The 13353-nt window shown below is 75.7% G+C and carries 6 protein-coding genes; 4 read left to right on the plus strand and 2 right to left on the minus strand.

Translation table 11 applies throughout. From position 1 onward, the window contains the following. Positions 1 to 133: 133 nt before the first annotated feature. On the plus strand, positions 134 to 1390 hold the full coding sequence (locus VSR01_RS15495; protein ID WP_326449788.1) for a cytochrome P450: 1257 nt from the start codon (positions 134 to 136) through the stop codon (positions 1388 to 1390). Between the two features lie 121 nt (positions 1391 to 1511). Here the strand turns inward: VSR01_RS15495 and VSR01_RS15500 are convergent, their stop codons facing one another. Then, complete coding sequence (locus tag VSR01_RS15500) at positions 1512 to 2654, minus strand: DUF1996 domain-containing protein (RefSeq protein WP_442785471.1); 1143 nt, start codon at positions 2652 to 2654, stop codon at positions 1512 to 1514. A 287-nt stretch (positions 2655 to 2941) separates the two neighbouring features. Between VSR01_RS15500 and VSR01_RS15505 the strand changes: the two genes are divergently transcribed. Further along, on the plus strand, positions 2942 to 3874 hold the full coding sequence (locus tag VSR01_RS15505; RefSeq protein WP_326449789.1) for a carbohydrate kinase family protein: 933 nt from the start codon (positions 2942 to 2944) through the stop codon (positions 3872 to 3874). A gap of 711 nt (positions 3875 to 4585) precedes the next feature. Here VSR01_RS15505 and VSR01_RS15510 read toward each other — a convergent pair. Continuing rightward, a complete protein-coding gene (locus VSR01_RS15510; protein WP_326449790.1) occupies positions 4586 to 7573 on the minus strand; it encodes a tetratricopeptide repeat protein in 2988 nt (995 codons plus the stop codon). A 535-nt stretch (positions 7574 to 8108) separates the two neighbouring features. Between VSR01_RS15510 and VSR01_RS15515 the strand changes: the two genes are divergently transcribed. Together VSR01_RS15515 and VSR01_RS15520 are read left to right on the plus strand one after the other, a co-directional pair. Continuing rightward, positions 8109 to 11297, plus strand: a complete 3189-nt coding sequence (locus VSR01_RS15515) for an AfsR/SARP family transcriptional regulator (RefSeq protein ID WP_326449791.1) — start codon at positions 8109 to 8111, stop codon at positions 11295 to 11297. A 410-nt stretch (positions 11298 to 11707) separates the two neighbouring features. Further along, positions 11708 to 13195 (plus strand): hypothetical protein, encoded by a 1488-nt coding sequence (locus VSR01_RS15520; RefSeq protein WP_326449792.1) that lies wholly within the window; start codon positions 11708 to 11710, stop codon positions 13193 to 13195. The last annotated feature ends 158 nt before the right edge of the window (positions 13196 to 13353 follow it).

Genomic DNA, 13353 nt, shown 5'->3' on the forward strand with positions numbered 1-13353 from the left:
CGGGCGGGCCGGACCTGGACGGCGGTGGGGCGGTGCCCTAGCGTCTGCCGGGCTCCGGCCCGCCCGCCCGTCTGCCGTCTGCCTGCCTGCCCGCCCGTCAGTCCGTCCGCGTCCGCCCGCCAGGAGGCGCACCGTGACCGTGCACGCGACCCGCGCGACCCCGCCACCGCCGCCGCCCGACATCCTGTCGCCGGAGTTCGCCGCGGACCCGTACCCCGCCTACCGCGTGCTGCGCGCGCACTACCCGCTGCACTACCACGAGGGCACCGGCAGCTGGCTGCTGTCGCGCTACGACGACGTCGAACGGGCCTTCCGCGACCCGGTGTTCACCACCGACAACTACGGCTGGCAGCTGGAGCCGGTGCACGGCGGCCGGACCATCGCGCAGATGAGCGGCCACGAGCACGCGGTGCGCCGGGCGCTGGTCGCCCCCGCCTTCCGCGGCCGGGAGCTGCGCGAGCGCTTCCTGCCGGTGATCGAGCGCAACGCCCGGGAGCTGATCGACGCCTTCCGCGGCCACGAACGCGCCGAGCTGGTCGACCAGTTCGCGACGCGCTTCCCGGTCAACGTCATCGTCGACATGCTCGGCCTGGACCGCTCCGACCACGACCGCTTCCACGCGTGGTACGAGGCGGTGGTGGGGTTCTTCGCCAACCTCACCCAGGACCCGGCGGTCGCCGAGGCGGGCCTGCGCGCGGGCGCCGAACTACGCGCCTACCTGCTGCCGTTGATCGCCGAGCGGCGCGCGCGTCCCGGCGACGACCTGCTGTCCAGCCTGTGCACCGCCGAGGTCGACGGCACCCGGATGACCGACCAGGACATCACGTCGTTCGTCAGCCTGCTGCTGTCGGCCGGCGGCGAGACCACCGACAAGGCGATCGCCGGGATGTTCCGCAACCTGCTGGCGAATCCGGACCAGTTGGCGGCGGTGCGCGCGGACCGCACGCTGGTGCCCGCGGCCTTCGCCGAGTCCCTGCGGCACAGCCCGCCACTGCAGATGATCATGCGGCAGCCGGCCGAGGACGTCGAGGTGAGCGGCGGCACGATCCCGGCGGGCGCCACGGTCACCTGCCTGATCGGCGCGGCCAACCGCGACGAGACACACTTCGCGGACCCCGACGCGTATGACGTCTTCCGCACCGACCTGACCACCGCGAACGCCTTCAGCGCGGCGGCCGACCACCTCGCCTTCGCGCTCGGCCGGCACTTCTGCGTCGGCGCCCTGCTCGCCAAGGCCGAGGTGGAGGTCGGCGCCAACCAGCTCCTGGACGCCTTCGCCGAGATCGACTTCGCCGAGGGCCACGCCCCGCCGGAGACCGGCGTGTTCGTCCGCGGCCCGCTGACCCTGCCGCTGCACCTGACGCCGGCGGCGCCCGAGCCCCGCAGCTGAGCCGGCGGCTGAGCCCGGCGGCTGAGCCCGGCGGCTGAGCCCGGCGGCTGAACCCGGCAGGCGAGGGAGAGCGCTCTCCCGGACGGGCCGAAGAACCCGCCCGGGAGAGACGCCGGGCGGGTCAGTGGATCAGCTGGTAGTTGCTGTCGAGCACCGCGCCCTTGCCGGGCTGCGACTGGTCGTAGCCGTGGTCGTCGCACTGCAGACCGCCGTTGATGCAGTGGGTGACCATGGCGGACTGGGTGGCGGTGTCCCAGTCGGCGAAGAAGTCGTAGTGGAAGGAGAAGCCGGCGCCGCTGGACAGGTGCACCTGCGACATGTCGCCGTTGACCGGCCACGCCATCTTGAACTCGATCATCGGCAGGGCCACCGGGTGGTCGGCCGGGCAGACGTTCTGGTTCGCCCCGGTCGCGATCGGGTACGCCATGTGGCTCTTGTGGTCCGGCACGTCCAGGTGGATGCCGTCCCAGCAACTCGGGGCCTGGAGGCGGATGTTGAGCTGCGTGTCAGGGGTGCTGGGACAACTGGCCGGGAAGTCGTAGTTCTTGTAGCTGGTGCCGCACTCCCAGCCCTCGACGGTCCCCTTGAGGTTTTTGAACTCGTCCTCGCTCTGCATGGGGTTGCCGACCACGAAGCGCAGGCCCTTGGGGAACGGGCGCACACTGGTGTAGTCGTTGACGCCCGACTTGTAGTAGATGGTCTGCGGGCCGATGGGCAGGATCTTCTGGCTGCCGTTGTACAGACTCGGCATCCAGTAGGCCGACTTGTCGCCGGGCGCCAGGCACGCGGTGCCGCTCGCCGCCTCCAGGGACGCGGTGGTCGAGTTGGCGTTGGTGCTGACGTTGCCCATGAAGGTGTGGTCGTGCGAGGCGCCGGGCTGGCCGGGGAAGACGATCGGGTCGTCCGGCGCGGTGTGGTGGGGCGCGCACTTGGCCTGGAACTCGTGGAAGTACGCGTGCGGCGGGTCGTAGGTGGACGGGGTGACGCCGGTGACCGGCGGATTGGCGTAGATGTAGCCGTCGCCGTCGGGGTCGTCGCCGGAGGCGTGCGGGGCGACCGCGGCCATGTTCATCGACGTCATCGCCGAGGAGCCGGCCCCGCCCTTCGCGTCGGCCGAACCCTTCGACACGGCGGCCGACTTCGCCGCCGTGCCCGAACCCGGCGTGCTCGCCGAGGCGTTGGCGGTCAGCAGTGCGCCGCCTCCGCCGGTGACGAGCGCCAGGGCGACGAGCAGTCCGGGGATCTTTCCCCGTGTGCGTGCCATGGGACCTCCTTCTGCAACTCATACGTGGGGGGAGTCGGGAAAGTGCCCCGGGAGAGCGCTCTCCCGGGGCGCATACTGCGCTGTTGTCACGGCAGTGTCAACGGTTACGGCCGAACGGGAGCGCGACGGCCGTGCGGCGCGGGGCGTGGAGGGGCCCGCGGGGAGACGGGGCGTCAAGGGGGCCGCAGGGAAGCTGCAAGCGTTCCGTCCAGCCCCTCCTCGCACACTCGTTGATTGCGGGAGTACGCCCGCACGCTGGTGACTGCTGGGGGAGGCAGGGGCAGATCATGCCGCAGATCATGGTCGTCGGGACGACGCGCCTGGCGATGACGGTGCCGGTCGACGGCTTTCCGATGGAGTACAACCCGTTCCGGCGAACGCCGTGGATGCGATGCGCCGTGGTCGGCGGCGCCTACAACGTCGCGAGCGCGCTGGCGAGTCTGGGCAGCGCGGCGGGGTTGTGCACGCTTGTCGGGCGGGACGACGCGGGCGAGGTGATCAGGACGACGCTGGGCCGGCGCGGGCTGGACGGCCGGGGCGTGGTGACGGTCGAGGCGGAGGAGTCGGGCAAGACGGTGATCTTCGTGGAGCCGGACGGCCGGGTGGCGCGCACCTCGTTCACCGCGGAGTACGCGTTCGACTACCCGATGGAGCGGTACATCGAGCAGGCGGTGACCGCGGACCTCGCCGTGGTGACCAGCCATCCGTTCGGCGAGCCGTTCCTGAGCGTGTCGAAGGAGCTGCTGCGGCTGCCGGTCGCGGTGGACATGCACATGGCCGCGGACATGGACGACGAGGAGCAGCGGCCGTGGTTCGAGGCGGCCGACGTGCTCTTCCGCAGCCACGAGCGGCTGGCGGGCCGGCCGGAGGACTGGATCGCGGAGGTCCTGCGGCGGTATCCCGGCTGCCGGGTGGCCGCGGTGGGGCGCGGCGCGGACGGCTGCGTCATGGGGCTGCGGGACGGCCGCCTGGTGGGGATCGAGGCGGTCACCCCGCGTCCGATCCGCAGCACCGACGGCGCGGGCGACGCGCTCTTCGCGTCCTTCCTGCACGTCTGGCTGACCTCCGGCGAGCCGGTCGAGGCGCTGGAGTCCGCGGTGCTCTTCGCCGGCTGGAAGATCGGCGTCGACTCCGCTTCCGAAGGCTTCGTCTCCGGCCCCGAACTGGCCGCGCTGCGCCACGTGTACCCGATGCGCACGCACATCGGCACGTGGCGGTAGCCCTCGCGCCGGCCCTCGCGGGCGACGGCAGACCCACGGGCGCCGGCGCGCGGGGCCGGCGCGGAGCCGGAAACGGGCGCGGCGCGCGTGGGCCCGGGTGCGATGGGTGCGCCACGGGCGCGGAACCGGCTAGGGATGCTGTTCCGCGAACGGGGAGCGGTCAGGAGCCGGAAACGAGCGCGGCAGGCGCGGGCCCGGTGCGGCGGGCGGGCCGTGAGCGCGGAAGCCGGTCCCGCTGATGCCCCGCGGGCGGAGGGCGCGCCGTGAGCGCGGGCGGTCGCCGCGTGTGGGGAGCGGGCGGCGGGGGCGGTCTGCGTCCCGCCACCGGGGCGGCCCGGACTCGGGAGCGGGCGCGGGTGCGCGGCAGGCGCGGGCCCGGTGCGGCGGGCGGGCCGTGAGCGCGGAAGCCGGTCCCGCTGATGCCCCGCGGGCGGGGGCCGTCCGGAGCCGGAAACGCGTGCGGGTGCACGGCAGACGCGGAGACAGGGGGCGGCGGGCGCGCCGTGAGTGCGGGCGGTCGCCGCGTGTGGAGAGCGGGCGGCGGGGGCGGTCTCTGCCCTGCCGCCGGCCGTGGTGACGGTGCGCCGCAGGCGCGGAGTCGGGTCCCGAGGGAAGCTCCCGCAGGCTGGTTGTCGGCGGTGGCCCCGGGTATGCGCGGCTCGGGCCGGGGGCGGAGCCGGGCCGAGGGCGGCGGCGACGGCGCCGAGGCGGTCAGGCGGGGGGCGGGGTGCGGGACCGGGTGGCGGCGCGGGCCGCGGCGTCGAGGGCGCCGAGGCGGCGGTAGAGGGCTGCGGCGCGGGCGTAGTGGTCGCGGGCGGCGGCGGGGTCGGCGGCGCGTTCCGCCAGCGCGGCGAGGTCCTCGTGGACGAGCGCTTCCTCGTACGCGGAACCGGCCGCGGCCTCCTGTTCCAGCGCCGCGCGCAGGTGCGGGAGCGCCGCGGCGTCGTCGCCGGCCCGCACGTACGCCTCGCCGAGCAGCCGCTCGATCAGCGAGGCGTGCCGGTCGCCGGGCGGGCGTCCCGCGTCCCGCGCTGGCCCGGCCGCGTCGACGCCCTCGGCCGACCCGTCCGGCCGGACCGCACCGCCTGCGGCGTCCGCAATGCCCGCGTCCCCCTCGTCGACGTCCCCCGGGTCCACCTCCGCCTCCGCCTCCGCCTCCGCCTCCGCCTCCGGCGCACCCTCGCGCGGTACCTCCGCGTCCGCGCCCGACGCGCCTACCTCCGCCTCCCCCACGCCGATCCGCCGTCCCTCCGCGTCCTCCGCAGCCTCTCGCGCATCCGCGCCCGACGCGCCCGACGCGCCAACGCCCGACGCGCCTGCGTCCCGTGAGCCCACGCCCGCATCCGCCTCGCCCGCGCCCTCGCGCGGCACGTCCGCGCCCCGCGCGGCCCTCTCCCGCGGGTTCGCGGGGGCGTCGTCCGGGCCCGCCGGCCGAGCGGAAGCGGCGCCGGGCGCAGGGGCGCCGGGCGCGGGGGCGCCGGGCGCGGGGGCGCCGGGCGCGGGGGCGGTGGGCGCCGACCGGCGTACGTGCGGCTGCGGCGGGTCGGTCGGGGGGACCGCCGGGGCCGGGGTGGTGATCAGCGCGTGGGCCGTCGTGAGGTGGGCGAGGGCGTCGGCGTGGGCGCCGCTGAGGCTGGCGATCTCGCCGAGGGCCGCGTGGGCGCGGGCCCGGTCACGGGGCGCGCCGGCCTCGTCCTGGAGGGCGAGGGCGGTCCGCAGCACGTCGCCGGCCCGCCCGAGGTCGCCCAGCGCGCGATGGGCTTGCGCGGCGTGGTGCAGGGTCACGGCCTCCCCGCGGCGGTCGCCGATCGCCCGGCGCAGCTCGACCGCCCGGTCGAACGCGGTGAGCGCCTCCCGGTGCCGGCCCGCCTCGCGCAGGGCGGCGCCCAGGCCCGTGCGCAGCCGCGCCTCGCCGAGGACGTGGCCGCAGGCGTGGGCCGCGGCGGCGCCGACCTCGTGCGTGGTGATCCAGTCGGGAAGGTGCCGCCGCGAGGTGAAGAAGACCCACATGGCGTCGGCGAGCTGCCAGGCGACGGTGTCGAGACCCTGGTCGACGGCCAACTGCTGCGCCGCGACCAGGTTTCCGCGTTCGGCGTCGAACCACGCGAGCGCCGCCGCGCCGTCCGGCAGCGCGGGCCCGGCGTCCGGCGCCCCCGAGCCGCCGGCCCACGGCGTCTCCTCTGCGAACTCCGGTGCCGGCCGGTGGCGTTGTGGCGCGAGCACGCGATCGGCGCGGTCCGCGGTCGCCATGTAGTGGTCGAGCAGCCGCCGTACGGTCTCGGCGCGTACCGCCTCCGGGTCGTCGGCGAACGCCCGGCCGAGGGCGTGGCGTTGGATCAGGTCGTGGAAGCGGTAGCGGCCGGGCCGCGGGCTGCTGAGCAGGTTCGCGTCCACGAGCGCCGCCAGCGCGGGCGCCGCGCCGCGCGGTCCGGGCGCCCCGCCGGTCGTGCCGAGCGCCCCGGCGACGGGCGGCCGCGCGGCGGCGACGGCCTGCGCGACGGCCCCGGCGAACTCGGGTCCCGGGTGGAGCCCGAGCCTGCGGTAGAGCCGGGCGGCGTCCGGCGGCAGCGCGGCGTACGCCTGGTCCAGGCTCGCGGTCATGGAGAACTCCTCGGTGCCGGTGCCGTGTTCGTCGTCCAGGGCGGCGTCGTAGGCGGCGCCGCGGCCGGAAGCGCCACCTGCGACGGCGCCGCGCACGGCCGCGGCGCCGCGGCCGTCGGCGGGAGCGTTGCCGGCACCGCCGGCCGCGCCGTTCGCGGAGCCGGTCACCGACCCCTCCGCGCGGCCGGCCGCCGCGTCCGCGCCCGTACCCGCGGCACCACCCGCGCCCGTCCCGGCGGCCAGCAGATCGGCCGTGACGTCGGCGACCGTCCATCCCGGCCGGGCGGACAGCAGCGCCGCGCCGACGCACACCGCCAGCGGGAACCGGCCGCAGGTGGCCACGAAGCGGTACGCCGCGGCCTCGTCGCCGGCGATCCGCTCGGGCCCGGCGATCCGACCGAGCAACTCCACGGCCGCGTCGGCGTCGAGGGGCTCCAGCGGCACCATGACCGCGCCGTCCAGCAGCAGCGAGGTGAGCTGCCACCGGCTGGTGACCACGCAGACGCTGCCGCCGCCGGCCGGCGCGAGCGCCCGGACCTGCGCGGCGGACAGCGCGTTGTCGCAGAGCACCGCGATGCGCAGGTCGGCGGTGACGGTACGGAACAGCGCGGTCTGCTCGGCGAGTTCGGCCGGCACATGCTCGGGCGGCACGCCGAGGGCGTGCAGGAAGCGCGGCAGCACCGTGCTGGGCGCGACCGGCGGCAGGCCGGCGACGTTGCCGCGCAGATCGACGTACAACTGGCCGTCGGGGAAGTCCTCCCGGCGCCGCCGCAGCCAGGTCAGCGCGAGCGAGGTCTTGCCCACCCCGGGCGGTCCGCTGACCAGCGCGAGCGCGGGGGCGTCGGACGGGTCCGCGGCCCCGCCGAGCGCCGCGTCCCCCGCGTGGGCCGCGTCGAGCGCGGCCAGCGCGTCCGCCCTGCCGGTGAAGTGCCTCGGGGCAGCCGGGAGTTGGCGCGGCACGCGGTGCGTGCCGCGGTCCTGCGCGCCGGGCGGTGGTCCGGCGACGCCGCCGAAGTACACGTCCCCGTGGATCGCGCCCGCCTGCACGGTGGGCCCGTGCACCGTCCCCGACAGGTCGTTCCCCACCTCACGGGTCACGCAGCCCCCCAACGCTCCCCCGGACCCGCGCCGCCCGCCTGCCGCGGCGCCCCGGTCGGTCCGCCGCGCGGTGCCGTGTCCGCAGCGCGCCGCGTCCGTGCCTCGATTCGGTCTCCCCGCGATCGGCCGCGGACAAACAGGCGCACTCGTGGACACGAACGAACATTGGCCGATTGGCGATGCGCCGGGGGGGCGCACAACTCCCTTGCGGGAAGCGGTCGTCGGCGAAGGGCCGCTGGGCCCCCCGCCCCTCGGGGCGCGGCACCTGCGCGGTCGGTGGGGCGTACACGGGTCGCGCACGCAAGCGGAATGCGCGCCGCCCGGGGCGTCCTTCGGACAGGCCGTCGCCGAATGGCCGAAACGCCCCGCTCCGGGCCTTCCCGCCGCCTCCTCGTCCTCTGCCGTACGTGGTAAAGCGCGTGCCACACTGCTGACTCGGGCGGCACCCGCAGGCCGCCGGGCCGCGTCGGGGGCGGGCGGATCGGGCACGATCGGCACGGGGAGACCGCAGGTGGAACTACGGATGCTCGGGCCCTTGGAGCTCTGGGCGCAAGGCCGGGCGCACCGGCTCGGTTCCCCGCAGGAACGGCGCGTTCTGGCCGTGCTGTTGATGGCCGAGGGTCGCGCGGTGCCGGTGGACCGGCTCATCGACCACGTGTGGGACGGCGCCCCGCCGCGAAGTGCCGTGGAGACGCTGCAGAGTTACATCTCGCGGCTGCGCGGGCGGCTGCGCGGCGCGGGCGGCGACGCCCCGCAGCTCGACGCCTCCTCCCCGCGCATGTACACGCTCCGGGTCGCCCCGGACTCGGTGGACCTGCTGGAGTTCCGCAGGCTGTGCCGGCAGGCCCGGCAGGCCGTGGAGCGCGGCGACACCGAGTACGCGGTACGCCTGTTCCGACAGGCGGAGGCGCTGCGCCGGGCCGAACCGCTGGCCGATGTCACGGGGTTGTGGGCGGCGTCGGTGCGCGAACGCCTGCGCGAGGAACTGCGCGAGGCGACCGAGACCCGCATCCGGCTGGAGCTGTCGCTGGGCCGCCACGCCCACCTCATCAGCGAGCTGAAGGAGTTGGCCGAGAGCAGCCCGGTGGTGGAGCCGGTGGTCGCGGACCTGATGATCGCGCTCTACCGGTGCGGCAGACCCGGCGAGGCGCTCGCCGCGTACCGGACCGCGCGACGCCGCCTGCTGGACGAACTCGGCCTGGAGCCCGGCCGCGCCCTCCAGGCGGTGCACGAACGGGTGTTGCGCGGCGACCAGGAGCTGTTGCGGCCCACCGCGCCGGCCCGTCCGCGCCTGGCGCCGCTGGACAATCTGCTGCGCGACATCTCCGACTTCACCGGCCGCGAGGAGGAGATCCGGCTGCTGGTGGCGGAGTTGGACAGTCCGGGCACGCCCACGGCGTTACCGCTGGCGGTCGTGCACGGCATGCCCGGGGTCGGCAAGACCCAGTTGGCCGTCCGCGTCGCCAATCTGCTGCGCGAGCGCCATCCCGACCGGCTCTACCTCAACCTGCGCGCACACGGTCCGCAGGGACCGCTCGGCCCGGGGGCCGCGCTGTCCGGGCTGCTGACGGCGCTCGGCCTCGCGCCGGACAAACTGCCCGCCGGGCTGGAGGAACGCGCCGCGCTGTGGCGGGAGTCGATGGCCAGACGGCGGGCCGTCGTGGTCCTCGACGACGCCGCCGACGCCGCGCAGGTGCGCCCGCTGCTGCCCGGCTCGCCCGGCTGCTCGGTCCTGGTGACCAGCCGCCACCGGCTGACCGACCTGGAGGGCGCGCTGTCGCTGCCGCTGGACGTGCCGTCGCCCGCGCAGGCCGCGCAGTTGTTCACCCGGATCGTCGGCCGGGGCCGGATCACAAACCAGGCGGCGCTGCGCCGCACGGTCGACCTGTGCGGCTGCCACCCCCTGGGGCTGCGCATGATCGCCGCCCGGCTGCACCACCGCGTCGGCTGGGACATCGAGGACCTCGCGGACCGGCTGAAACAGGCGGGTTCGGTGCTGGACGAGATCGACGGCCCGGCCGGCGCACCGACCGGCATCGGCGCGGCGTTCCGGCTCTGCTACGCCGAGTTGGAGCCCGACCAGCAGCACCTCTTCCGCCGCCTCGCGCTGCACCCCGGCCCCGATCTGGCCGTCGACGTCGCCGCGGCGCTGGCCGGCGGTCCCGGCGGGCTGCCCGAGGACCGCGTACGGCGCGGCGTAGACGCCTTGTTGGACGCGCATCTGGTCGAGGAGAGCGGGCGCGACCGCATCCGCGCCCACGACCTCGTCCGCGAGTTCGCACTGCGCACCGCCGAGCGCGAGGACTCCCCCGCGGAGCGCGACGCGGCGCTGCGGCGGATGCTCGACCACTACCTCGCGCAGGCCCACCGCGCCGACCGGCTCGCCCACCCGCACCACCCCCGCCTGGACCAACTCCCGGTGCACACCGCCGTGGTGGCCGCGCAGACGGCCGCCGCACCGAGGGCGCCCGCGCGGGACGGCACGCCGCCGGGCGCGGGCCTGCGCACCGCCGACGAGGGCGAGGCATGGCTGGACCTGGAGCGTACGAACCTGCTGGCCGCGGCGCGGCTCGCGGCGGCCCGCTCCCCCGACCACGCCGTGCTCTTCCCGCACGTCCTCGCGCAGTCCTTCCTGGCCTGGGGCGCGTGGGAGGCGGGCGCGGAGCTGTACGCCACCGCCCTCACCTTCGCGCAGGACCGCGGCGACGACGCGACCACCGGCCAACTCACCGTCGAGATGGCGTCGTTGCTGTGGAACCAGGGCGCCCACGACGACGCCCTGCGGCACGCGCGGCGCGCGCTGGACATCGGCGAGCGGCACCGCCGTGAGGACATCCAGGCGCAGGCGCTGTTCGAGATGGGCCGGTGCCATCTGATCTCCGGCCGCCGCGCCGAGGCGACGGCGTGCTTCGACCGGGCGCTCGCCCTGCACCGGGCGGGCGGCAGCCGCAAGGGCGAGGGCGACACCCTCCGCCTCCTCGGCATCGCCCTCTCCCACGCCGGCCGCAACCAGGAGGCGGCCGACCGCTTCCGCGCGGCGCTGGAGATCCAGACGGCGATCGGCGACAAGCAGGGACAGGTGCGGGCGCTCAACAACATCGGCGAGATCGCTTCCCAGATGGGACGCCCCGACGAGGCGCGCGGCTATTTCGAGCGCTCCCTCTCCATCGTCCGGGTGATCGGCGGCAAGCCCGAACTGTCCAATCTCTACGCCAACTTCGGGACGACGTTCCGCGCGGACGGCGACACGGAGCGGGCACTGGGCTTCTACCGGCGCGCCCTGGACACGTACCGGGAGACCGGCGACCCCAGGGGCGAGGCCGACGTCCTGATCTCCCTCGGGACGACCTACCTGGAAGCGGGGAGCCCGGCCGAGGCCCGGCTCAACTTCCAGATGGCCGAGCATGTCTCCGAGCGCATCGGAGATCACTACGCGCGTCAACAGGCGCTCGTGGGAACGGCGTACACGCAGTTGGCTTCGCGTCAGTACGGGCTCGCGACGGCGACGTTCGAGGCGGCGCTGCGGGTGGGCGAGGAGATCGACATCCCGCTGGCGATCGGGCGGGCGCTTGAGGGCCTGGGTCAGGTCACGGAGGCCACGCAGGGCGCGGCCGCGGCCCGCGAGTATTTCGCGCGGGCGTTCGACGTGTACCGCACGCTCGGATTGCCCGAGGCTGAGGCGATGCGCGCCCGGCTGGAAGCGCCGGGGGCCGCCGGATCCTGAACGGCCACCCGTCGTTCAGCTCAGAACGGCCAGATCCACATGAAGATCCGGTCCTTCGCGTCAGCACCCATCGGGCTTTGCATCTGTTACGTGCTCCTCATCGAACACACCTCCCACGGAACAGGGGAGGACTCGCGGGGATCATGGCACACGAGGAAGGCGTAGCGCCAGCCACAACCTGTGCTGGTCAGACGGTAGACCACTATGATGCGCACTACGCGCTAGTATCAACACATCGTTCGCTACTGCAAACTTGCCCCGGCGCACAACCGGGCGCGACCGGGCGTCCGCACGGCGGCGCGGGCTCCGAGCCAAAGGGCTGGCGCACAGCCGCACGGCGGGGCTACGGTGGCCGCGATGACTGACTCCTCTCGCAGAATGGGGGTCCCGTCCGCGCAAGGTGAACGGTGATGACAGCCGTTCGGACCTCGCGCGGGGAGACCCGCACCTCGTACTGGTTGCGCGTGCGACAGTTCGCTGTGCCGCCGCGTGTGATCGAGACCGCCACGGACCGCCGCGAGGTGGGCGACTGGGCGGGGGCGTGTGCCGCCGCGGGCGTCGATGTCGAGCTGAACCTCCGCGCTGTCACGCGGACGTGGGGCTCCGACGTGGCCGCGGCCCTACGCGCCGATCTTCGGGCGCTGGCTCCGCATCTGCTGCGCTGGCACATGCCGCGCATCGCGCCGGACGGGCTGCTGCGGCCCGGGCTGACGATCGAACTCGCGCGGTACGGCGCGGGTGGCCCGGCTCCACTCCCCTCCCCGCTGCGGCTGGTGGTCAGGACGCCGCCCGCGTGGGCGGACGCCGGCCAGCGGATCACCCTCGCGCTGTGGGACGCCGCGCGCCCCGACGCCGCCGCGCGCCGCCACCCGCATCCCCATCCGAACCGCCGCTTCCGCCTCGACCTGCACCGGCATCTGTGGGACGCGCGGCGGGCCGGTGAGCTGCGGTCCCGCTCAGGGGCCGATCTGCCCGCGCCCGAACTCCCCGGCAGGCCCGGCGACTTCGACGACGGGCTCGCCGTCGACCGGTGGGCGGCCGAGGCGGCGATCCTGCTGCGCGCCGATGGACGGCCCGCGGGCCCGGTGGCCGTACGGGCCGGTCGTCGGCGGCTGCTGATGGAGCCGTACGGGCCAGGCGAGGGCCGCGGGGACGGTGATCGCGGGGACGGTGATGCCGAAGCCGAACGCCCCGGCGGCGTACGGATCTTCGAGGCGACGACGCGGCGCGCCGTACGCGGCCTGCCGGTGCTGCCGGACGCCGCGACGTGGACGCCGCCCGATCTCGTGCTGCTGCGGGCCGGCGTGATCGATGCCGCGGCCCTCCACCCGCTGGTGGCCGCGGCGTTGGCGCCCGACCGCTCGCCGGCGCGCAGGGCCGCGCCCGACCGCTCCCCGGACTCGACGCGGCTGGTGGAGTGCGGCGGCGCGCTGCACCGGATCGGACCGGTCGATGGCGTGCTGACCGCGCTCGACCACGATCCGGACGAACTGCGGTGCGAGGAACTCCTGGTCGCGCTCACCGGCACCCCGCTGGCCTGCCTGCGCGCGATCGACGAGGCGCACCGCACGCCGGACTGCCTCTCCGACGTCCGCGCGCGCCTGGACCACGGCGACACCTCCGGCGCGATCGCCTTCGTGCAGGCGCTGCTGGGCCCCGACGCGGTGTTGCGCGGCGGCGCGCTGCGGGACGAACTGGAGACGGACGCCCAACGGCGGCTGGTCCGGGAGCTGTTCCGCACGGACCTGTTCTGGCCCGCATGGGGTCCGCTGCCCGTGGCGTCGTTCCCCGTGCCGCCCGGCGCACCGGCGCGGCGCCGGCACGGTCACGAGCACGGGCGGCAGAAACGCCGCCCGCGCCTGAGCCTGTCGCACCCGCGCCACGCCCTCTTCCGCTGACCTGGACCGTCCCCCCGGTCCGATCCGGCAACGCGCCGCGCCCGGCGCCTCCGCACCCCTCCGTCCGCCCGCACGACGCCCGCCCGCACGACGCGCTCCCGCGCCACACACGCCCGTCCCCCCGTACGGCACCTGCTCCCCGGTGCCCGCGCGCCACG

The organism is Actinacidiphila sp. DG2A-62 (assembly GCF_035825295.1).
GTDB lineage: Bacteria > Actinomycetota > Actinomycetes > Streptomycetales > Streptomycetaceae > Actinacidiphila.